This window comes from Streptomyces sp. NPDC088746 (assembly GCF_044751065.1).
Lineage (GTDB): Bacteria > Actinomycetota > Actinomycetes > Streptomycetales > Streptomycetaceae > Streptomyces.
This window is the reverse complement of record NZ_JBIVLA010000008.1, coordinates 141,060-161,619: the sequence shown is the minus strand read 5'-3', so window position 1 is coordinate 161,619 and position 20,560 is coordinate 141,060. Positions and strand designations below refer to the sequence as shown.

Here is a 20,560-nt window from a genome sequence, read left to right as displayed (position 1 = left end):
ACGCGTGATCGTCCGGCCCCCGCGGGGGTGCCGGGGTCAGCTCTCCGGTGTGCCGGGGGCCTCGTCGGGCACCTGGGCCGGGCGCAGCTTCATCCAGATCAGGAAGAAGAGCCCGAGCGCCAGCATGGCCAGGCCGGTCCAGAGGTTGATGTGGACGCCCTCGGCCTTCTTCAGGTCGGCGTCGGACGGGCTGATGCCGGCGATGGTGACGATCACTCCGTAGACCACGAAGAGACCGCCGATGATCCGCCGGATGTCGAAGAGCCGGGCCGCGGTCGCGGACTTGCGCTCCAGCTCGGAGACTTCCTTGTTGAGGTCGGACATGGTGAGTGCCTCCGATCAGAGCGAGTAGGGCAGGTAGCAGAGGGTGGCGAGGACGATGGCGCCCCAGCCGAGCAGCGCGGGCTTGCGGTACCAGGCGCTGTCGCCCTCGTCCGGCGCCTCGTCGGCATCCGGGGACTCCGTGCCGTAGACCAGACCGGCCAGTTGGGCCTCCGGCTTGGGGGCCGTGAACAGGGTGACGGCGACCATGACGACCGCACCGGCGACGAATCCGACGATGGCGGAGACGAAGTTGGCACCCTGGTCGGACGGGATGTCGATGATGCCCTGCTTGTAGATCACGAAGTAGTTGACCATCGCGGCGGTGGTGCCCGCCAGCAGGCCCCAGACACCCGACTTCATCGAGGCGCGCTTCCAGAACATGCCGATGATGAAGACGACGAACAGCGGGACGTTGAAGAAGGAGAACAGCGTCTGCAGGTACGTCATGATGTTGGAGAAGCTGGCCGCGATGAACGCCGTGCCGATCGAGGCGAGCACACCCACCGCGGTGATCAACCGCCCGAACTTCAGGTAGTACGCGTCCGGCTGGTCCTTCTTCACGTACCGCTGCCAGATGTCCGTGGTGAACACCGTGTTGAACGACGACACGTTGGCGGCCATCCCGGCCATGAACGCGGCCAGCAGACCGGTCACCGCGATGCCGAGCACACCGTTGGGCAGGAGCTCCTGCATCAGCAGCGGAATGGCGTCGTTGTACGTGAGGTCCGAACCGGGTGTACCGATCTTGGGCACGATCACGGCGGCGACCAGGCCCGGGATCATCACCACGAAGACGATGAAGATCTTCGGGAAGGCGGCGATCAGCGGGGTGCGCTTGGCGGCCGAGAGGTTCTTCGCGGACAGGGCGCGCTGCACCTCGGCGAAGTTGGTGGTCCAGTAGCCGAAGGAGAGCACGAAGCCGAGGCCGAGGATGATCGTCAGCCAGTTGGCGCCGAGCGGGTTGGCGTCACCGATGCCGGTGCCGCCCCAGGCGGTCATGAAGTCGGCGCCGTGCTGCTTCTCCAGCGAGCCGCTCAGGCCGTCCCAGCCGCCGACGCGCTTGAGGCCCAGCAGGGTGATCGGGATCAGCGCGGCGAGGATGACGAAGAACTGCAGCACCTCGTTGTAGATCGCCGAGGAGAGACCGCCGATGGTGATGTAGATCAGCACGAAGAGGCCCGCGACCACGATCGCGACCCACTGCGGCCAGCCGAGGAGCGCCTCCACGACGATCGACAGGGCGTAGAGGTTCACACCCGCGATCAGGATCGCCGAGAAGGCGAAGAGTATGGAGCTCAGCAGGTGCGCCGACTTGTCGAAGCGGTGCAGCAGGAACTCCGGTACGGAGCGGACCTTCGACCGGTAGTAGAACGGCATCATCACCAGGCCGAGGAAGACCATGGCGGGGATGGCGCCGATCCAGTACCAGTGGACGACCGCGACGCCGTACTGCGCGCCGGTCGCCGCCATGCCCAGGATCTCGGTCGCCCCGAGATTCGCCGCGACGAAGGCCAGGCCGGTCACCCAGGCGGGCAGGGACCGTCCGGACAGGAAGAAGTCGAGGCTCGTCTTCACACTGGCCCGGGCGGCGAAGCCGATGCCGAGCACCACGACGAAGTAGATCGCCAGGATTGTGTAATCGAGCCCGTTCGTGGGGAGCCGGAGCCCTTCGGCCAGATATTGCATGGGGGGTACTCGCTTCGTTGCGCGAACTGAACCCGTCGGAACCTACGCCTTTGTGTTCAGAAAATGAACAGGTCGCATGACGTTCTTTGTTTGATCGTGATCGCGCGGGATGAAATGTCCCGGTTATGGCCGTCTCTGCGCACAGGCCGTCCACAGAGCTCATCAGCATTGACTGTCGTGTTGAGTTGTGATTTGTTATGTGCGGTTATGTTTGGAGGGCGTTACATGGAGGAGCCTGGTGAAGAAGACGGTTACGACCCTCGCCGACGGCCGTGAGCTGATCTATTACGACTCCGCGGACGACACCGTCCGCGACGCCGTCGACCTGCGGCCGCTGGATGCCGTCTCGACGTCCTCGGAGATCCGCCGCGACCCGCTGCTCGGTGACTCGGTCGCCATCGCCTCGCACCGGCAGGGACGCACCTACCACCCGCCGGCCGACGAGTGCCCGCTCTGCCCCTCACGGGAGGGCAGGCTCAGCGAGATCCCCGACACCGACTACGACGTCGCCGTCTTCGAGAACCGATTCCCCTCCCTCGCCGGCGACTCCGGCCGGTGCGAGGTCGTCTGTTTCACCTCCGACCACGACGTCTCCTTCGCCGGCCTCACCGAGGACCAGGCCGCCCTGGTCCTGGAGGCCTGGACCGACCGCACCGCCGACCTCGCCGAGCTCCCGCAGGTCACCCAGGTGTTCTGCTTCGAGAACCGGGGAGCCGAGATCGGCGTCACCCTCGGCCACCCGCACGGCCAGATCTACGGCTACCCCTTCGTCACCCCGCGCACCGAGCAGATGCTCCGCTCGATGGAGACCCACCGCGCCGAGACCGGCCGCAACCTCTTCGACGACGTCGTCGCCCGCGAACTGGCCGACGGCGACCGGATCGTCCTGGAGGGCGAGCACTGGGTCGCCTTCGTGCCGTACGCCGCGCACTGGCCGTACGAGGTCCACCTCCACCCGCGCCGGCGCGTCCCCGACCTGCGGGAACTCGACGAGGCCGCACGCACGGAATTCCCACAGCTCTATCTGGAACTCTTGAGGCGATTCGACCGGATCTTCGGCCCCGGCGAGCCGCCGACCCCGTACATCTCGGCCTGGCACCAGGCACCCTTCAGGGTTCCCGGGCGTGAGGAGTTCGGGCTGCACCTCGAGCTTTTCACCATCAGGCGGACCACCGGCAAGCTGAAGTTCCTCGCGGGCTCCGAGTCCGGCATGGGCGTCTTCATCAACGACGTGCCGCCGGAGGCCGCGGCCCAGCGACTGCGAGAGGTAGCGAGCGAGTGAGCGAGACCGGCAAGAAGTACCTGGTGACGGGCGGCGCGGGATACGTCGGCGGCGTCGTCGCCGCACACCTGCTGGAGGCGGGTCACACCGTGACCGTCCTCGACGACCTGTCGACCGGCTTCCGCGAGGGCGTCCCCGCCGGCGCCGAGTTCATCGAGGGCCGCATCCAGGACGCCGCGAAGTGGCTGGACGCCAGCTACGACGGAGTGCTGCACTTCGCCGCCTTCTCCCAGGTCGGCGAGTCCGTCGTCGACCCCGAGAAGTACTGGGTCAACAACGTCGGCGGCACCACCGCACTCCTCGCCGCCATGCGCGACGCCGGGGTGCGCACGCTCGTGTTCTCCTCCACCGCGGCGACGTACGGGGAACCCGTCTCCAGCCCCATCACCGAGTCGGACCCCACCGCGCCCACCAACCCGTACGGCGCCTCCAAGCTCGCCGTCGACCACATGATCACCGGTGAGGCCGCCGCACACGGCCTGGCGGCGGTCTCCCTGCGCTACTTCAACGTCGCCGGGGCCTACGGCAGCCACGGCGAACGCCACGACCCCGAGTCGCACCTCATCCCGCTGGTCCTCCAGGTCGCCCTCGGGCAGCGCGAGACCATCTCCGTCTACGGTGACGACTACCCGACCCCCGACGGCACCTGCGTACGTGACTACATCCACGTCGCCGACCTCGCCGACGCCCACCTGCTGGCCCTCGAAGCGGCCACCGCGGGCGAACACCTCATCTGCAACCTCGGCAACGGCAACGGCTTCTCCGTACGCCAGGTGATCGAGACCGTCCGCCAGGTCACCGGCCATCCCGTCCCGGAGACCGCCGCACCCCGGCGCGCCGGCGACCCGGCCGTCCTCGTCGCCTCCGCCGCCACCGCCAGGGAGCGGCTCGGCTGGCAGCCGTCGCGCGCCGACCTGGCCGCCATCGTCGCCGACGCGTGGACGTTCGCCCGCCGAGAGGAGCCCACCGCACCATGACCGACAACGCCGAGCTCACCGCCTCCTTCACCCAGCTCTACGGGACCGCCCCCGAAGGGATCTGGGCAGCACCCGGACGAGTGAACCTGATCGGTGAGTACACCGACTTCAACGACGGCTTCGTCATGCCGCTCGCCCTCCCGCACACCGCACGCGCGGCCGTCGCCCGCCGCACCGACGGACAGCTGCGCCTGCACTCCACCGACGTGCCGGGCGGGGTCGTCTCCCTGCGCGTCGACGAACTGACCCCGCACTCGGGCCACGGCTGGGCCGCCTACCCCGCCGGCGTCGTCTGGGCGCTCACCGAGGCCGGCCACGACGTCACCGGCGCGGACATCCAGCTCACCTCCACCGTCCCCGTCGGCGCGGGTCTCTCCTCCTCGGCCGCCCTGGAGGTCGTCACCGCGCTCGCCCTGAGCGACCTCTTCCAGCTGGGACTGAGCGCCCCCGAGATCGCCGTGCTCGGCCAGCGGGCCGAGAACGCGTTCGTCGGTGTGCCCTGCGGCGTCATGGACCAGATGGCCTCCGCGTGCTGCACCGAGGGCCACGCGCTGCACCTCGACACCCGTGACCTCACCCTGCGCCAGGTCCCCTTCGACCTGGCCGCGCACGGGCTGAAGCTGCTGGTCGTCGACACCCGCGTCAAGCACGCCCTGGGCGACGGCGCGTACGCGGAACGCCGGGCCGGCTGCGAGGCGGGAGCCCGCGCGCTCGGCATCGGCACCCTCCGCGACCTTCCGTACGAGGACCTGGACGCCGCGCTGGAGACCCTGGCGGCGGCCGGCGAGGACGAGTCGGTCGTGCGCTACGTCCGCCATGTGGTGAGCGACAACCACCGGGTGGAGCAGGTCATCGCGCTGCTCGACGCCGGCGAGGTGCGCGCGGCGGGCCCGGTCCTCAACGAGGGCCATGTCTCGCTCCGCGACGACCTGCGGGTCTCCTGCCCGGAGCTGGACCTCGTGGTCTCCGCGGCCAACGACGCCGGGGCGCTCGGAGCCAGGATGACCGGGGGCGGCTTCGGCGGCTCGGCGATCGTGCTGGTGGAGGAGTCGATGGAGGACACCGTCGCCAAGGCCGTCTCCGAGGCCTTCACCTCCGCCGGCCACGCCGCCCCGGGAATCTTCCCCGCGGTTCCCTCGGCCGGGGGACGGCGGATCGCTCCGGCTGCTTGACCAGGCGGAAATCCGCGACACCCGCCGGGGCGCTCCGCCCCGGCGGGTGTCGCGCGCCGAGGCCGAAACCGGCGGAATGCGACGTTCTCTGTCTACTTCGGTCTCAAGACGGAACATGAACAACACCCTGAACACCTGGGGCGGTCAGTTCTGCGAATCGCCTTCCGCCGCCCACCGCCCGCCGTAGGCTGATGCGCAGCACCGGTGGGGGCCGGTGCCGTTTCAGGGGACGAGACAGTCGGGTACGGCGCCCGGAGCGGGTGGCCGGCCGGCACACGGCGGCGGCCGTGCGCCGGCGGGTCCACCGAGTGGTCCGGGCGCCGTATCCGCCGTGGTCAGTCCCCGTCGGGGTCGGCCATGAACGGGGCGCCCCAGGAGCTCACACAGCATGGGGGTGTCTGTGGCTCGTATCCGGGTTCTGGTGGTCGACGACCACCGCATCTTTGCCGAGTCCCTCGCGGCGGCCCTCGCGGCCGAACCGGACGTCGACGTGTCCGCGGCGGGCAGCGGCCCCGCCGCGCTGCGGTGTCTGGAGCGTGCGGCCGCCGAGGGCCGCCGTTACGACGTGCTGCTGGTCGACGCCGAACTGGGCATCCTCGCCTCGGGCGGCACCCGCACCGTTCCCGCGCCGCGCGGAGCGCCGGACGGCGTGCCCGCCGGCACGTCCGCCGCCGGTCCGGTGGACGGCATATCGCTGGTGGCGGGGGTGCGCTCCGGCCAGCCGCAGATCCGTTCGGTGGTGCTCGCCGAGAAGGACGACCCGCGCCGGGCCGCGATGGCGCTGCAGGCCGGTGCGTCGGGCTGGGTCGCCAAGGACTGCTCTCTGCAACGGCTGCTGACGGTCATACGGGGGGTGCTGCGCGACGAGACGCATCTGCCGGCCGCGCTGCTGACCGGTGTCCTGCGGGAGCTGACCGCGGCCCGTAAGCACCGCACCGAGAGCGAGCAGCTCGTCGAGTCGCTGACGCCGCGCGAGCGCGAGGTGCTGCGCTGCATGGTGGCGGGCCTGGGCCGCAAGGCGGTCGCGGAGCGGCTCTTCCTCTCCCCGCACACGGTGCGGACGCACATGCAGAACGTACTGGGGAAGCTGGGCGTGCACTCGACGCTGGCGGCCGTGGCGCTGGCCCGGCGGGCCGGGGTGGGCCCGGCCGCGCTAACCGGGGATGTTGTCGAACGGGGCGGTCAACTGGCGTAGCAGTCCGGCCAGTTCGGACCGCTGCTGGCGGGAGAGCTCGCCCAGGATGGCCCGCTCCTGGTCGAGCAGCCCGGCCAGTGACTGGTCGGCCTTGTCGCGGCCGAGGTCGGTCAGCCGGACGAGGACACCGCGGCGGTCGCTCGGGTCGGGCAGCCGCTCCACCAGATTCTTCTTGGTCAGCCGGTCGATGCGGTTCGTCATCGTGCCCGAGGTGACCAGGGTCTGGGTCAGCAGCTGGCCGGGCGAGAGCTGGTACGGAGCGCCGGCGCGGCGCAGGGACGTCAGTACGTCGAATTCCCAGGGCTCCAGCTGGTGCTCCGCGAAGGCGATCCTGCGGGCCCGGTCCAGATGCCTGGCCAGGCGGGAGACGCGGCTCAGGACCTCGAGTGGTTCCACGTCGAGGTCAGGGCGCTCGCGGCGCCATGCAGCGACCAGTCGGTCGACCTCGTCCTCCATGTCGATCAGTGTAGAGGGTCCCTCGACATGAAGTCTCTTGAATTCAAGTGTCTTGACATCAAGAGACTTGCCTGGTGATCCTGGCCCCATGACAGCACCCACCTGGGATCCCCGCCAGTACCTCCGCCACGCGGACCACCGGACCCGCCCCTTCCACGACCTCCTGGCCCGCACCGGACCCCTCCCACACGAACCCGCACCCCGGATCGCCGACCTCGGCTGCGGCGCCGGCAACGTCACCGCCCTCCTCGGCGAGCGCTGGCCCGGCGCCCGTATCACCGGCTACGACAGCTCACCCCAGATGCTCGAACGCGCCCGCACCCACACCGGGCCCCTCCTCGACTTCGCCGAAGCCGACGCCGCGACCTGGGAGCCCACCGAGACGTACGACCTCATCGTCTCCAACGCCCTGCTCCAGTGGGTCCCCGGGCACACCGCCCGCTTCCCCCACTGGCTGGACGCCCTCACCCCCGGAGGCACCCTCGCCTTCCAGGTCCCCGGCAACTTCGACGCCCCCAGCCACACCCTCATGCGCGAACTCGCCGACTCACCCCGCTGGCACGACCGCCTCGGCGGCCTCCTGCGCCACTCGGACGCCGTACACACCCCCGCCGGCTACCTGGAGCACCTCACCGCACCCGGCCGGACCGTCGACGTCTGGGAGACCACCTACCTGCACCTCCTCCAGGGCGAGGACCCCGTCCTCGACTGGGTCAAGGGCACCGGCCTGCGCCCCGTCCTCGACGCACTCGCCGACGACCCGGACGCCCACGACGCGTTCCTCACCGAATACCGCGACCTGCTGCGCACCGCCTACCCGGCCGGCCCGCACGGTACGGTCTTCCCGTTCCGCCGGATCTTCGCGGTGGCCAGGATTGCCGGGTGACCGCTCAGGCCGGGCGTCACAGGGCGTCGAGCGCCTCCGCCGAGATGTCGACGTCGACGGGGAACGGAACCCCGGTCTTGAGCCGGTCATGGTGGATACCCGTCAGGGCGTACGCCTTGTTCACCGGGTCCAGCTCGTAAACCCGCACGACGGGGTGCTTGTCGCTCCCGGCCATCTCGACCAGCCAGAAGTTCGGGATGCCGGCCGCCGCGTACTTCTGCGGCTTGGTGTCACGGTCCCGCGCCTCGGAGTCCGGGGAGACCACCTCGACGGCGAGGAGTACGTCGGCCGCCTCGAAACGTGTCTGCTCCCGGCCGGTCACCCCTTCCGCCCGGACGACGCAGAGGTCGGGCTCGGGGGCATTGCGGCGATCCAGGACCACGGTCATCTCACGCATGACCTTCAGCTCACGGGGCGCACAGCTGCGCATCCCGTAGGTCAGCAGATCGATCATGAGGCTGTGGAAGATGCGCTGCGGACTCACAAAGATCAGGCTCCCGTCGAGCAATTCCGTGTGCGGCGGGAGATCGGGCAGCGTGAACAGGTCGTCCACGGTGTATCCGTCCTGCGGGGGCACCGGCCAGCGGCTGCTGTGCCCGGTGATCGGCTCGGCGGTCATGGTTCCTCCCATGGACGGGATCCTGTGCCCTGCCGACCACACTACGGCCGGGAATCCGCAGGCGTCATCACAACGGGTGACGTGCCGGGGATCAGCTCTTCCGGTGGCCTATCAGCCGCGGCTTGGACTCCAGGTTCTCCAGCCCGTGCCACGCCAGATTCACCAGATGGGCGGCGACCTCCGCCTTCTTCGGCTTCCGCACGTCCAGCCACCACTGCCCCGTCAGCGCCACCATCCCGACCAGGGCCTGCGCGTACAGCGGGGCCAGCTTCGGATCGAAGCCCCGGGCCTTGAACTCCAGGCCCAGGATGTCCTCGACCTGCGTCGCGATGTCACTGATCAGCGACGCGAAGGTGCCCGTGGACTGCGCGACCGGCGAATCACGGACCAGGATCCGGAAACCGTCCGTGTACGTCTCGATGTAGTCGAGCAGCGCGAACGCCGCCTGCTCCAGCAGCTCACGCGGATGACCCGCCGTGAGCGCCCCCGTCACCAGATCCAGCAACTGGCGCATCTCACGGTCGACCACCACGGCGTACAGGCCCTCCTTGCCGCCGAAGTGCTCGTACACCACCGGCTTGGAGACCCCGGCCCGCGCCGCGATCTCCTCCACCGACGTGCCCTCGAAGCCCTTGTCGGCGAACAGGGTGCGGCCGATGTCCAGGAGCTGCTCGCGGCGCTCCTTGCCCGTCATCCGGACCCGCCGGGCTCTTCTCGTCGGGGCGGGCCTGCTCTTCTCGCCGCTGGTACTTCCGTCGGTCGCCACGTCGTCAATCATGCCGGGTCGGCGGCCGCGGCCTTGCGCCGGGAGGCGATACGCGAAGCATCCGGCCACCGGACGTCGTGAGCCCAGCCCAGCTTCTCGAACCAGCGGATCAGCCGCGCACTCGAGTCGATCTGGCCCCTCATCACCCCGTGCCGCGCGCTCGTCGGGTCCGCGTGGTGCAGGTTGTGCCACGACTCGCCGCACGAGAGCACCGCCAGCCACCACACGTTCCCCGACCTGTCACGGGACTTGAAGGGCCGCTTCCCGACCGCGTGACAGATCGAGTTGATCGACCACGTCACGTGGTGCAGCAGCGCGACCCGGACCAGCGAACCCCAGAAGAACGCGGTGAACGCGCCCCACCACGACATCGTGACCAGACCGCCGACCAGCGGCGGAATCGCCAGCGAGAGAATCGTGAAGCTGAGGAAGTGACGCGAGATCGCACGGATCGCCGGGTCCCTGACCAGGTCCGGGGCGTACTTCTGCTGCGGCGTCTGCTCCTCGTTGAACATCCAGCCGATATGGGCCCACCACAGACCCTTCAGCAGCGCCGGGAAGTTCTCACCGAACCGCCACGGCGAATGCGGGTCACCCTCGGCGTCGGAGAACCGGTGGTGCTTGCGGTGGTCGGCCACCCAGCGCACCAGCGGACCCTCCACCGCCATCGAACCCGCGACGGCCAGGACGATGCGGAGCGGACGCTTCGCCTTGAACGAACCGTGCGTGAAGTAACGGTGGAAACCGATCGTCACGCCGTGGCAGCCCCAGTAGTACATGACCACCAGCAGACCCAGATCGAGCCAGCTGACACCACGGCCCCAGGCCAGCGGCACCGCCGCGACCAGGGCCGCGAACGGCACCACGATGAACAGCAGCAGCGCGATCTGCTCGACCGAACGCTTCTTGTCGCCGCCGAGCGTGGCGGAGGAGAGTGCGGAGTCGCCTGCCGCGGTCGGCAGGCCGTCGTCGATCACATCGGGGCTGGTGGGCATTGGGGAGTCCCCCGTGAGGTGAGGAAATATGACGGTATGAGCGGGCTACGCTTCCGTAACCTACGGCAACGTAAGTATGGCAGCGAACAGGCCCGTGACACGAGAACATCACCGTGGCAACCCTTGTGCGACCGGGCCTCCGCCCTTCGTGTACCCCCGATCGGGACATCCCCACAGGGCCGCGAGCACGCCGAACCCCCGGACACCTATCCTGGGAGCGTCGGACAGCGCGGTCCGCACTCTGCATAACCGGGGTGACCCGTCAGCACCGCGAGCGCCCCGGCCCCCCTGACAGACGTGCTCAACCACTGCAAGGAGCCGCACACTGTGAGCAGTGCCGACCAGACCCCTGCCGCCAGCACCGAACTGCGGGCCGACATCCGTCGCCTCGGCGACCTCCTCGGCGAAACCCTCGTACGCCAGGAGGGCCAGCACCTCCTCGACCTCGTCGAACGCGTCCGCGCCCTGACCCGCACCGACGGCGAGGCAGCCGCCGAGCTCCTCGGCGACACGGACCTGGAGACCGCCGCACAGCTCGTGCGCGCCTTCTCCACCTACTTCCACCTCGCCAACGTCACCGAGCAGGTCCACCGCGCCCACGAGATGCGCGACCGCCGGGCCGCCGAAGGCGGGCTCCTCGCCCGCACCGCCGACCGCCTCAAGGACGCCGACCCCGAGCACCTGCGCCAGACGGTCAAGAACCTCAACGTCCGGCCCGTCTTCACCGCACACCCCACCGAAGCCGCACGACGCTCCGTACTCAACAAGCTCCGCCGCATCGCCGCACTCCTCGAAACCCCCGTCATCGAGGCCGACCGGCGCCGCCAGGACATCCGGCTCGCCGAGAACATCGACCTCATCTGGCAGACCGACGAACTCCGCGTCGTCCGACCCGAGCCCGCCGACGAAGCCCGCAACGCCATCTACTACCTCGACGAACTCCACGCCAACGCCGTGGGCGACGTCCTGGAGGACCTGGCCGCCGAACTGGAGCGCGTCGGCGTCGAACTGCCCGCCGGCACCCGCCCCCTCACCTTCGGCACCTGGATCGGCGGCGACCGCGACGGCAACCCCAACGTGACACCCGCCGTCACCTGGGACGTGCTCATCCTCCAGCACGAGCACGGCATCACCGACGCCCTCGAACTCGTCGACGAACTGCGCGGACTCCTCTCCAACTCCATCCGCTACACCGGAGCCACCGACGAGCTCCTCACCTCCCTCCAGACCGACCTGGAGCGACTCCCCGAGATCAGCCCCCGCTACAAGCGGCTCAACGCCGAAGAGCCCTACCGGCTCAAGGCCACCTGCATCCGGCAGAAGCTCGTCAACACCCGTGAGCGCCTCGCCGCCGGCACCCCGCACCGCCCCGGCTGCGACTACCTCGGCACCGCCGAACTCACCGCCGACCTGGCCCTCATCCAGACCTCGCTCCGCGAGCACAAGGGCGCCATCGTCGCCGACGGCCGGATGGACCGCACCATCCGCACGCTCTCCGCGTTCGGCCTGCAGCTCGCCACGATGGACGTCCGCGAGCACGCCGACGCCCACCACCACGCACTCGGCCAGCTCTTCGACCGCCTCGGCGAAGAATCCTGGCGCTACACCGACATGCCCCGCGACTACCGGCAGAAGCTCCTCGCCAAGGAACTCCGCTCCCGCCGCCCCCTCGCCCCCACCCCGGCCCCGCTCGACGCCGCCGGCGAGAAGACCCTCGGCGTCTTCCACACCATCAAGCAGGCCTTCGAGCGCTTCGGCCCCGAAGTCATCGAGTCCTACATCATCTCGATGTGCCAGGGCGCCGACGACGTCTTCGCCGCCGCCGTCCTCGCCCGCGAAGCCGGACTCCTCGACCTCCACGGCGGCTGGGCCAAGATCGGCATCGTCCCCCTCCTGGAGACCACCGACGAGCTCAAGGCCGCCGACGTCATCCTCGACGAAATGCTCGCCGACCCCTCCTACCGCCGCCTCGTATCCCTCCGCGGCGACGTCCAGGAGGTCATGCTCGGCTACTCCGACTCCTCCAAGTTCGGCGGCATCACCACCTCCCAGTGGGAGATCCACCGCGCCCAGCGCCGCCTCCGCGACGTGGCCCACCGCTACGGCGTACGCCTGCGCCTCTTCCACGGCCGCGGCGGCACCGTCGGCCGCGGCGGCGGCCCCTCCCACGACGCGATCCTCGCGCAGCCCTGGGGCACCCTCGAGGGCGAGATCAAGGTGACCGAACAGGGCGAGGTCATCTCCGACAAGTACCTCATCCCCGCCCTCGCCCGCGAGAACCTGGAACTGACCGTCGCGGCCACCCTCCAGGCCTCCGCACTCCACACCGCACCCCGCCAGTCCGACGAAGCGCTGGCCCGCTGGGACGCGGCCATGGACACCGTCTCGGACGCCGCCCACGCGGCCTACCGCAAGCTGGTCGAGGACCCCGACCTGCCGACGTACTTCCTCGCCTCCACCCCCGTGGACCAGCTCGCCGACCTGCACCTCGGCTCACGGCCCTCCCGCCGCCCCGGCTCAGGCGTCTCGCTCGACGGCCTGCGCGCCATCCCGTGGGTCTTCGGCTGGACCCAGTCCCGCCAGATCGTCCCCGGCTGGTACGGCGTCGGCTCCGGCCTCAAGGCCCTGCGCGAAGCCGGCCTCGGCGACGTCCTCGAAGAAATGCACGAACAGTGGCACTTCTTCCGGAACTTCATCTCCAACGTCGAGATGACCCTCGCCAAGACCGACCTGCGCATCGCCCGGCACTACGTCGACACCCTCGTCCCCGACGAACTCAAGCACGTCTTCGCCGACATCGAGGCCGAACACGAACTCACCGTGCAGGAAGTCCTCAAGGTCACCGGCAGCAAGGAACTCCTCGGCACCAGCCCGGTGCTCCAGCAGACCTTCGCCATCCGCGACGCCTACCTGGACCCGATCTCCTACCTCCAGGTATCCCTCCTCGCCCGCCAGCGCCAGGCCGCCGAACGCGGCGAGGAAGCCGACCCGCTGCTCGCCCGAGCCCTGCTGCTCACCGTCAACGGCGTAGCCGCAGGCCTCCGCAACACCGGCTGACCCCGTGAGCGGGTGCGGTCCCGTCAGAGAGCGATGAACGTCGCCAGCAACAGGACCGCACCCGCGACCCCGGTACCCCACGCCGTCCGCGTCAGCCGCATACCGCCGCCGATCACCAGGGCCGCCAGCACCAGCGCACCACCCAACGGCACCCAGGCATGCAGAAAACCCGGCGTCCCGGTGCGTACGACCTCACCGGTGCCAGGCTTCACCACCACAGGGAAACGAGCCCCCTTCTTCGCCGCCACGGACCGCTCGATCGTCACCTCGGCCCGCTCCTGCGAAACCGCGTCCGGCGAGAACGACCCCGTGCACGCGTCCTCACCGCACGACGTCACCGCCATCGTCCCGTGCTCACGGCCCTTCGCCAGAACGATGTGGTGCGCGCTCTCCCACGACGACCACACACCCGCCACCAGCAACAACAGGACGACACAGCCCGCCGCGAACGTACGGCCATGGGCCACCAGCCGGTGGGAGGAAGTCCGCTTCATGGGGGCCGATCCTTGGGCAGAGCCCTGCCAACGGTCAACCTGTGGCCGAAAAACACCCAAGAAGCAGCAGGAATGTCAGGAGTTGTACGCGGACTGAGCCCGCTCCAACCCCTCCGCCAACAACGACTCCACCGCATCCGCCGACCGGTCCACCAGATAGGCGAGCTCCTTGCGCTCCGCCGACGAAAAATCCTTCAGCACGAAATCAGCGACCTGCATCCGCCCCGGCGGCCGGCCGATCCCGAACCGCACCCGGTGATAATCCGGACCCATCGCCTTCGTCATCGACTTCAGCCCGTTGTGCCCGTTGTCACCGCCACCCAACTTCAGCCGCAACATCCCGAAATCGATGTCCAACTCATCATGGACAGCCACGACGTGATCCAACGGCACCTTGTAGAAATCCCGCAACGCCGTCACCGGACCACCCGACAGATTCATGTACGACATCGGCTTCGCCAGCACCACACGACGACTCAGCGGCCCAGGCGGACCCACCCGCCCCTCCAGCACCTGCGCCTGCGCCTTCTGCGCCCGCTTGAACTTCCCACCGATCCGCTCCGCCAGCAGATCGGCGACCATGAAGCCCACATTGTGCCGGTTCGCCGCATAGTCGGGACCCGGATTACCGAGACCCACGATCAGCCAGGGGTCGGTGACGTCGGACATCAGAGCTCGGTCTCCTCGCAGTGCGCACGGAACAGGGTCGAAACAGGCGAACGGGGCGGCGGAACCCCCGGAAGGGAACCGCCACCCCGTCAGTCAAGCAGGTGCGGCGAGGATCAGGCCTCGGCCGGAGCCTCCTCGGAGGCGGGAGCCTCCTCGGCCTGCGCGGCGACGATCTGGAGCACCACGGCCTCCTCGTCACCGGCGAGCACGGAGCCCTTCGGCAGCGGGATGTCCTTGGCCAGGATCGAGTCACCGGCATCCAGACCAGCGATCGAGACCGTGACCGACTCGGGGATGTGCGTCGCCTCGGCCTCGACGAGCAGCGTGTTCTGCACGTACTCGAGAAGGTTGGCGCCCGGGGCCAGCTCGCCCTCGACGTGCACCGCGATCTCGACCTCGACCTTCTCGCCACGCTTCACCGTGAGGAGGTCGACGTGCTCGATGTTGCCCTTGATGGCGTTACGCTGCACGGCCTTCGGGATCACCAGCGCGTCCTTGCCGTCGATCTCGAGACCGATCAGGACGTTCGCGGTACGCAGAGCCAGAAGAAGCTCGTGGCCCGGAAGGTTGATGTGAACCGGCTCAGCACCGTGGCCGTAGACGACCCCGGGAACCAGGTTGGCGCGACGCGTACGACGGGCAGCGCCCTTGCCGAACTCCGTACGGACCGTTGCGTCGAGCTTGATCTCAGCCATGCTGCACTCCTCGTAGGGTGACTCGAAAGGTGACGAAAAACCGATGGTCACCCGGCCCACGACAGGCCTGCTACGAAGAGCGCGTCGATAACGGACAACCGGCCCCACGCCTGCGCATGAGAACGGCCTCCCTCGCCGAGCAACTTGTCCAGTCTACCCGGCGGGGAGGCCGCACCCCAAGTCGATCACCCGCAGGTGGTCAGTCGCCCTGCTCCTCGAAGAGGCTCGTCACCGAACCGTCCTCGAACACCTCACGCACCGCACGCGCGATCGTCGGCGCGATCGAGAGCACCGTGATCTTGTCGATCTCCAGCTCACCCGGCGTCGGCAGCGTGTCCGTGAAGACGAACTCACTCACCTTCGAGTTCTTCAGACGGTCCGCGGCCGGGCCCGACAGCACACCGTGCGTGGCAGTCACTATGACGTCCTCGGCACCGTGCGCGAACAAGGCGTCCGCAGCGGCACAGATCGTGCCACCCGTGTCGATCATGTCGTCGACCAGCACACACACCCGGCCCTCGACGTTACCCACGACCTCGTGGACGCTGACCTGATTCGGCACGTCCTTGTCGCGACGCTTGTGCACGATCGCCAGCGGAGCGTCCAGCCGGTCGCACCAACGGTCGGCGACACGCACCCGGCCGGCGTCCGGAGACACGATCGTCAGCTTCGAACGGTCGACCTTCGCACCCACGTAGTCCGCCAGGATCGGCAGCGCGAACAGGTGATCCACCGGACCGTCGAAGAAGCCCTGGATCTGGTCCGTGTGCAGATCCACGGTGAGGATGCGGTCCGCACCCGCCGTCTTCATCAGATCCGCGATCAGACGAGCCGAGATCGGCTCACGGCCACGGTGCTTCTTGTCCTGACGGGCATAGCCGTAGAACGGCACGATCACCGTGATCGACCGTGCCGACGCGCGCTTCAGCGCGTCCAGCATGATCAGCTGCTCCATGATCCACTTGTTGATCGGAGCCGTGTGGCTCTGGATCAGGAAGCAGTCGGCGCCACGGGCGGACTCCTGGAAACGTACGTAGATCTCACCGTTGGCGAAATCGAAGGCCTTCGTCGGCACGAGGCCGACACCCAGTTGATGCGCGACCTCCTCGGCCAGCTCGGGGTGGGCGCGGCCGGAGAAGAACATCAGTTTCTTCTCGCCGGTCGTCTTGATCCCGGTCACAGCACAGTCTCCTCAGACGTGTATCTGGCCCCGCGCAGCATGTGTCCCGATGTGCGACGAGCCAGCCGAAATGGGTGAGCACGTATCACGGTACGCCGCCTTTGGCGCACCTGTTTCCGGTCAGCTTTCGCCGTCGGACTCCTGCGAGGCGGCCTGGGCGGCCTGAGCCGCCGCACTCCCGGGCCGCTTCCGGGCGACCCAACCCTCGATATTCCGCTGCTGGCCCCGCGCGACGGCCAGCGAGCCCGCCGGCACATCCTTGGTGATGACCGAACCGGCAGCCGTGTAAACGCCGTCCCCGACCGTGACAGGCGCCACAAACATATTGTCCGACCCGGTCCGACAGTGGGACCCGATCGTCGTGTGGTGCTTGGACACCCCGTCGTAGTTCACGAACACGCTCGCCGCACCGATGTTGGTGTGATCACCGATCGTCGCGTCCCCGACGTAACTCAGGTGCGGCACCTTCGTGCCCTCACCGATCGTCGCGTTCTTCATCTCGACGTACGTACCCGCCTTGGCCTTCGCGCCCAGACGCGTCCCCGGCCGCAGATACGCGAACGGCCCCACCGACGCGCCGGCACCCACCTCGGCACCGTCCGAGACCGTGTTGTCCACCCGCGCGCCCGCGTGCACGACCGTGTCCTTCAGCCGCGAGTTCGGGCCGACCTCGGCGTCCTCGGCGAGGTGCGTCGCGCCCAGCAGCTGCGTCCCCGGGTGCACGACCGCGTCACGCTCGTACGTCACCGTCGCGTCGATCAGCGTCGACGCCGGGTCCACGACCGTCACGCCCGCCAGCATGGCGCGCTCCAGGAGCCGCTCGTTCAGCAGACGCCTGGCCTCGGCCAGCTGGAGCCGGTTGTTGATGCCCAGGATCTCCCGGTGGTCGCCGGCGACCGAGGCGCCGACGCGGTGACCCGCCTCGCGCAGGATCGACAGCACGTCGGTGAGGTACTCCTCGCCCTGACTGTTGTCCGTACGCACCTTGCCGAGCGCCTCGCCGAGCAGCCGGCCGTCGAACGCGAAGACCCCGGAGTTGATCTCCCGGATCGCGCGCTGCGCGTCGGTGGCGTCCTTGTGCTCGACGATCTCGGTGACCGCGCCGGTGGCCGCGTCGCGGACGATCCGGCCGTAGCCGGTGGAGTCCGGGACCTCGGCGGTCAGCACGGTGACGGCGTTCGCGTCGGCCGTGTGGGTGGCGGCCAGCGCGGAGAGCGTCTCGCCGGAGAGCAGCGGGGTGTCCCCGCACACGACGACGACGGTGCCGTCCACGACGCCGCCGAGCTCCTCCAGGCCGATCCGGACCGCGTGGCCGGTGCCGTTCTGCTCGGCCTGGTAGGCCGTCCGTACGGGGGTGTCCCCGGCGGAGAGGTGCGCGGTGACCTGCTCGTTGGCGTGGCCGACCACGACGACGAGGTGCTGGGGGTCGAGCTCACGGGAGGCGGCGACGACATGCCCGACGAGCGAGCGCCCGGAGATCTCGTGCAGGACCTTGGGGGTCTTCGACTTCATGCGGGTGCCCTCACCCGCTGCGAGGATGACGACGGCTGCCGGGCGGTTGGCGCTCACGGATGTGCCCTTCGGCTTCGGGTGGTGGACATCCGCAGGATACCGGGGGCGTATGTGCCCGAAACTGGCGCGGGCCCCGACCGTGAGGTCGGGGCCCAATGGCCGGGGCTCCCCCACCAGGATTTGAACCTGGACATACGAGACCAAAACTCGCAGTGCTGCCTGATTACACCATGGGGGATTAATCCCGGCTAAACCGGACATTGCGCCGGTCTGCCGGATTGGCACCCAACACTATGCCGTACCAAGCACCCTCTACGCGACGATAGAGCTCTGCACTCTTGGTTACGTAGATGACCAAGCAGCCGCGATACGCCTCACCTGTGTTCTTTCGAGTCGTCTTCGGGGAGTGTTTTTTGAGGGTGGCCCGCATGAAGTCTGTGCGTGGGACTCCGGTCAGGTCGGCCCAGAAGTCTTCCGCCTCTGCCACGTTCGCCGTCTCATGGATGCTGACGCGGAGGTGTAGGCGTTCGCGTGTGACGCCGAGCAGGTCGAGCCAACTCAGGTAGACCTTGATCACGTTGGGGTCGCTGTTGATGAAGAGCAGGCTTTCCCGGCGGCTGTAGGGCTTGTCCTTCATGCCCTCGGCCCAGTAAAGCGCGACTCCGGTCAGGAACAGCTCCCGATCGGAGACCTCGCCCACTGACTCGCGCGCGATCCGTTTTGTCTCCAGTCGTTCCGCGTCCTGGTTGGCCCGCAGGCTGGCCAAGCCCGCGTTCATGCGGGCGAGCCGCTCTTCCTCCGAGTAGCGCGGCTCCGGCTTCGGCAGGTCCCGCACCCACAGGGAGATCGAACTCTTCGAGCACCCCAGTTCCACCTGGATCTGGTCGTAGGTCATCCCCTGGAGTCGCAGCTCCCGGGCCCTCTCGCGCAGGTCGTCCTTGGCGTTGGGGCGCTTCGTCCACTCCGGGGCGGGCTCGCCTTGCAGGAGGCGATGGAGGATGTCGTTGTTGAAGACCTTCAGCCGGTCCCTGATCTGCCGCACGCTGAGCCCCTCCCGCCGCAGCGCGATCGCCTGCTTCCGCAGTCCCTCGAAGTCCGCGTACTTGCCACTGGCATGTGTCATACGAGCAGCGTCGTCCGGAATGCGGACGTCCGGATCGAAAGGGCGCTCGATTCACCGGATCGTGCGATCTATCCGCCTTTGCGGTACGAGCGGTCACTTTCCGTGCTGACGGACTCGCCGGAAAATGGGATGCGTCCGCCCGTAGGCTGGATGCCATGACCGCAACGGGGGCAGACCGGGAAGCGGCGGGTCCGACCACCCGCGGCTACTGGTGGTGGGAGCGGCGGCGCGGTGTCGTCCTGGACGTGGGGCTGGCGCTGGTTTCGGCGCTGGAGTGTGCGCTGGAGGGGGTGGCGTTCGCCGGGGACACCGGGTTGCCGGTGCCGCTGGGGGTGCTGTTCGGGCTGGTGGCGGGGTCGGTGCTGGTGCTGCGCAGGCGCTGGCCGATCGCCGTGGTGCTGGTGTCGATAGCGACGACGCCGGCCGAGATGGGCTTCCTGATGGGGATCGTCGGGTTGTACACCCTGGCGGCTTCCGATGTGCCGCGCAGGATCACGGTGGTGCTGACGGGGATGACGCTCGTCGGCACGTTCATCGTGTCGTACGTGCGGCTGCGGCAGAGCGTGAGTGATCATGCCGAGTTCGGGCCGCTCTGGTACGTCCCGGTGGTGTCGCTCTTCATGTCGCTGGGGCTGACGGCGCCCTCGGTGCTCTTCGGCCTCTATGTCGGGGCGAGGCGCAGGCTGATGGAGAGTCTGCGGGAGCGTGCGGACTCGCTGGAGCGGGAGCTGTCGCTGCTGGCGGACCGGGCGGAGGAGCGGGCCGAGTGGGCGCGTACGGAGGAGCGGACCCGGATTGCGCGGGAGATGCATGACGTGGTGGCGCACCGGGTGAGTCTGATGGTGGTGCACGCGGCGGCGTTGCAGGCGGTGGCTCCGAAGGATCCGGCGAAGGCGGTGCGTAACGCGGCGCTGGTGGGGGACATGGGCCGGCAGGCGTTGACGGAGTTGCGGGAGATGCTCGGGGTGTTGCGGAGCGGGGATGCTCTGGTGGCTCCGCGGGCGGGGCAGGTGCCGTTGGCCTCGGTGGGGCGGGTGGCTGCTGCCGCGGCTGCGGTGGTGGCTGAGGACGGGCCGCGGTTGTGTGAGGTGGAGGCGCTGGTGGCGCAGTCGCGTGAGGCGGGGATGACGGTGGAGTTGTCGGTGGAGGGGGAGCTGCGTCCGTATGCGCCGGAGGTGGAGCAGACGGCGTACCGGGTGGTGCAGGAGGCGTTGACGAACGTGCACAAGCATGCGGCGGGTGCGAAGACGTGGGTGCGGTTGGCGTATCGGGGGGTGGAGGTGGCGATGCAGGTGGAGAACGGTCCGACGGACGGTGTGACGGCGGATGCGGGGCTGCCGAGTGGGGGGAACGGTCTGGTCGGGATGCGGGAGCGGGTGCTGGGGCTGGGGGGCGTGTTCGTGTCGGGGCCGACGGATGCGGGTGGTTTCCGGGTGTCGGCGGTGCTGCCGGATGCGGGGGCGGCGTAGGGC

General features: G+C 68.9%; 19 protein-coding genes. 7 read left to right on the top strand and 12 right to left on the bottom strand.

Features of this window, described 5'->3' with window-relative positions; translation table 11 throughout:
* Positions 1-36: 36 nt before the first annotated feature.
* Together ACIP63_RS30340 and ACIP63_RS30335 are read right to left on the bottom strand one after the other, a co-directional pair.
* Positions 37-324 carry a hypothetical protein gene (locus tag ACIP63_RS30340; RefSeq protein ID WP_401521941.1) on the bottom strand — a complete coding sequence of 96 codons (288 nt, stop codon included), beginning with the start codon at positions 322-324 and terminating at the stop codon, positions 37-39.
* Between the two features lie 15 nt (positions 325-339).
* On the bottom strand, positions 340-2,010 hold the full coding sequence (locus ACIP63_RS30335) for a sodium:solute symporter family protein (RefSeq protein ID WP_401521938.1): 1,671 nt from the start codon (positions 2,008-2,010) through the stop codon (positions 340-342).
* 238 nt (positions 2,011-2,248) lie between these two features.
* Here ACIP63_RS30335 and galT point away from each other — a divergent pair, with 238 nt between their 5' ends.
* The 4 genes from galT to ACIP63_RS30315 all read left to right on the top strand — a co-directional run bounded on the left by galT (position 2,249) and on the right by ACIP63_RS30315 (position 6,636).
* Positions 2,249-3,292 carry a galactose-1-phosphate uridylyltransferase gene (gene galT, locus ACIP63_RS30330; RefSeq protein WP_401521936.1) on the top strand — a complete coding sequence of 348 codons (1,044 nt, stop codon included), beginning with the start codon at positions 2,249-2,251 and terminating at the stop codon, positions 3,290-3,292.
* Positions 3,289-4,269 carry a UDP-glucose 4-epimerase GalE gene (gene galE / locus ACIP63_RS30325; protein ID WP_401521934.1) on the top strand — a complete coding sequence of 327 codons (981 nt, stop codon included), beginning with the start codon at positions 3,289-3,291 and terminating at the stop codon, positions 4,267-4,269. Before galT ends, galE begins: the two co-directional genes overlap by 4 nt.
* Entirely contained in the window at positions 4,266-5,441 is a 1,176-nt protein-coding gene (gene galK, locus ACIP63_RS30320; RefSeq protein ID WP_401521931.1) for a galactokinase, read from the top strand. Before galE ends, galK begins: the two co-directional genes overlap by 4 nt.
* A 388-nt stretch (positions 5,442-5,829) precedes the next feature.
* The gene (locus ACIP63_RS30315; protein ID WP_401521928.1) at positions 5,830-6,636 is read left to right on the top strand and encodes a LuxR C-terminal-related transcriptional regulator; all 807 of its coding nucleotides are present in this window, start codon (positions 5,830-5,832) and stop codon (positions 6,634-6,636) included.
* On the opposite strand, the gene ACIP63_RS30310 is transcribed toward ACIP63_RS30315, so the two are convergent.
* Positions 6,595-7,092, bottom strand: a complete 498-nt coding sequence (locus tag ACIP63_RS30310; RefSeq protein WP_376374095.1) for a MarR family winged helix-turn-helix transcriptional regulator — start codon at positions 7,090-7,092, stop codon at positions 6,595-6,597. The two genes, ACIP63_RS30315 and ACIP63_RS30310, sit on opposite strands and share 42 nt — an antisense overlap.
* A gap of 88 nt (positions 7,093-7,180) precedes the next feature.
* Between ACIP63_RS30310 and ACIP63_RS30305 the strand changes: the two genes are divergently transcribed.
* Positions 7,181-7,978, top strand: a complete 798-nt coding sequence (locus ACIP63_RS30305; RefSeq protein ID WP_401521925.1) for a trans-aconitate 2-methyltransferase — start codon at positions 7,181-7,183, stop codon at positions 7,976-7,978.
* Between the two features lie 16 nt (positions 7,979-7,994).
* Here the strand turns inward: ACIP63_RS30305 and ACIP63_RS30300 are convergent, their stop codons facing one another.
* The 3 genes from ACIP63_RS30300 to ACIP63_RS30290 form a co-directional block, all read right to left on the bottom strand.
* The gene (locus ACIP63_RS30300; protein ID WP_401522466.1) at positions 7,995-8,597 is read right to left on the bottom strand and encodes a Uma2 family endonuclease; all 603 of its coding nucleotides are present in this window, start codon (positions 8,595-8,597) and stop codon (positions 7,995-7,997) included.
* A 91-nt stretch (positions 8,598-8,688) separates the two neighbouring features.
* Entirely contained in the window at positions 8,689-9,375 is a 687-nt protein-coding gene (locus ACIP63_RS30295) for a TetR/AcrR family transcriptional regulator (RefSeq protein WP_099177320.1), read from the bottom strand.
* Positions 9,372-10,358: a fatty acid desaturase gene (locus tag ACIP63_RS30290; protein WP_362927833.1), complete on the bottom strand. Its 987-nt coding sequence runs from the start codon at positions 10,356-10,358 to the stop codon at positions 9,372-9,374. The genes ACIP63_RS30295 and ACIP63_RS30290 overlap by 4 nt, the downstream gene beginning before the upstream one ends.
* Before the next feature lie 327 nt (positions 10,359-10,685).
* Here ACIP63_RS30290 and ppc point away from each other — a divergent pair, with 327 nt between their 5' ends.
* Entirely contained in the window at positions 10,686-13,415 is a 2,730-nt protein-coding gene (ppc, locus tag ACIP63_RS30285; RefSeq protein WP_401521920.1) for a phosphoenolpyruvate carboxylase, read from the top strand.
* A 23-nt stretch (positions 13,416-13,438) separates the two neighbouring features.
* Here ppc and ACIP63_RS30280 read toward each other — a convergent pair whose 3' ends face one another.
* The 6 genes from ACIP63_RS30280 to ACIP63_RS30255 all read right to left on the bottom strand — a co-directional run bounded on the left by ACIP63_RS30280 (position 13,439) and on the right by ACIP63_RS30255 (position 19,088).
* Positions 13,439-13,909, bottom strand: a complete 471-nt coding sequence (locus ACIP63_RS30280) for a hypothetical protein (RefSeq protein WP_401521918.1) — start codon at positions 13,907-13,909, stop codon at positions 13,439-13,441.
* Positions 13,910-13,984: 75 nt separating this feature from the next.
* Positions 13,985-14,578, bottom strand: coding sequence for an aminoacyl-tRNA hydrolase (gene pth, locus ACIP63_RS30275; RefSeq protein WP_401521915.1), 594 nt, complete (start codon positions 14,576-14,578; stop codon positions 13,985-13,987).
* 113 nt (positions 14,579-14,691) lie between these two features.
* Positions 14,692-15,273 carry a 50S ribosomal protein L25/general stress protein Ctc gene (locus ACIP63_RS30270; RefSeq protein ID WP_401521912.1) on the bottom strand — a complete coding sequence of 194 codons (582 nt, stop codon included), beginning with the start codon at positions 15,271-15,273 and terminating at the stop codon, positions 14,692-14,694.
* Between the two features lie 199 nt (positions 15,274-15,472).
* Positions 15,473-16,453 (bottom strand): ribose-phosphate diphosphokinase, encoded by a 981-nt coding sequence (locus ACIP63_RS30265; protein ID WP_385487443.1) that lies wholly within the window; start codon positions 16,451-16,453, stop codon positions 15,473-15,475.
* A gap of 120 nt (positions 16,454-16,573) precedes the next feature.
* The gene (gene glmU, locus ACIP63_RS30260) at positions 16,574-18,022 is read right to left on the bottom strand and encodes a bifunctional UDP-N-acetylglucosamine diphosphorylase/glucosamine-1-phosphate N-acetyltransferase GlmU (RefSeq protein ID WP_401521909.1); all 1,449 of its coding nucleotides are present in this window, start codon (positions 18,020-18,022) and stop codon (positions 16,574-16,576) included.
* Between the two features lie 181 nt (positions 18,023-18,203).
* Positions 18,204-19,088: a hypothetical protein gene (locus tag ACIP63_RS30255; RefSeq protein ID WP_401521906.1), complete on the bottom strand. Its 885-nt coding sequence runs from the start codon at positions 19,086-19,088 to the stop codon at positions 18,204-18,206.
* A gap of 155 nt (positions 19,089-19,243) precedes the next feature.
* Between ACIP63_RS30255 and ACIP63_RS30250 the strand changes: the two genes are divergently transcribed.
* Entirely contained in the window at positions 19,244-20,557 is a 1,314-nt protein-coding gene (locus ACIP63_RS30250) for a sensor histidine kinase (protein WP_401521903.1), read from the top strand.
* Positions 20,558-20,560: the final 3 nt, after the last annotated feature.

What these genes read in the sequence shown, in the direction of transcription:
- ACIP63_RS30290 (WP_362927833.1), bottom strand. Translation starts at nt 10,358, where the DNA reads ATGCCCACCAGCCCCGATGTGATCGACGACGGCCTGCCGACCGCGGCA.
- ACIP63_RS30270 (WP_401521912.1), bottom strand. Translation starts at nt 15,273, where the DNA reads ATGGCTGAGATCAAGCTCGACGCAACGGTCCGTACGGAGTTCGGCAAG.
- ACIP63_RS30335 (WP_401521938.1), bottom strand. Translation starts at nt 2,010, where the DNA reads ATGCAATATCTGGCCGAAGGGCTCCGGCTCCCCACGAACGGGCTCGAT.
- ACIP63_RS30280 (WP_401521918.1), bottom strand. Translation starts at nt 13,909, where the DNA reads ATGAAGCGGACTTCCTCCCACCGGCTGGTGGCCCATGGCCGTACGTTC.
- ACIP63_RS30305 (WP_401521925.1), top strand. Translation starts at nt 7,181, where the DNA reads ATGACAGCACCCACCTGGGATCCCCGCCAGTACCTCCGCCACGCGGAC.
- ACIP63_RS30255 (WP_401521906.1), bottom strand. Translation starts at nt 19,088, where the DNA reads ATGACACATGCCAGTGGCAAGTACGCGGACTTCGAGGGACTGCGGAAG.
- ACIP63_RS30310 (WP_376374095.1), bottom strand. Translation starts at nt 7,092, where the DNA reads ATGGAGGACGAGGTCGACCGACTGGTCGCTGCATGGCGCCGCGAGCGC.
- galK (WP_401521931.1), top strand. Translation starts at nt 4,266, where the DNA reads ATGACCGACAACGCCGAGCTCACCGCCTCCTTCACCCAGCTCTACGGG.
- ACIP63_RS30340 (WP_401521941.1), bottom strand. Translation starts at nt 324, where the DNA reads ATGTCCGACCTCAACAAGGAAGTCTCCGAGCTGGAGCGCAAGTCCGCG.
- ACIP63_RS30300 (WP_401522466.1), bottom strand. Translation starts at nt 8,597, where the DNA reads ATGACCGCCGAGCCGATCACCGGGCACAGCAGCCGCTGGCCGGTGCCC.
- ACIP63_RS30315 (WP_401521928.1), top strand. Translation starts at nt 5,830, where the DNA reads ATGGGGGTGTCTGTGGCTCGTATCCGGGTTCTGGTGGTCGACGACCAC.
- ACIP63_RS30250 (WP_401521903.1), top strand. Translation starts at nt 19,244, where the DNA reads ATGACCGCAACGGGGGCAGACCGGGAAGCGGCGGGTCCGACCACCCGC.
- pth (WP_401521915.1), bottom strand. Translation starts at nt 14,578, where the DNA reads ATGTCCGACGTCACCGACCCCTGGCTGATCGTGGGTCTCGGTAATCCG.
- ACIP63_RS30295 (WP_099177320.1), bottom strand. Translation starts at nt 9,375, where the DNA reads ATGATTGACGACGTGGCGACCGACGGAAGTACCAGCGGCGAGAAGAGC.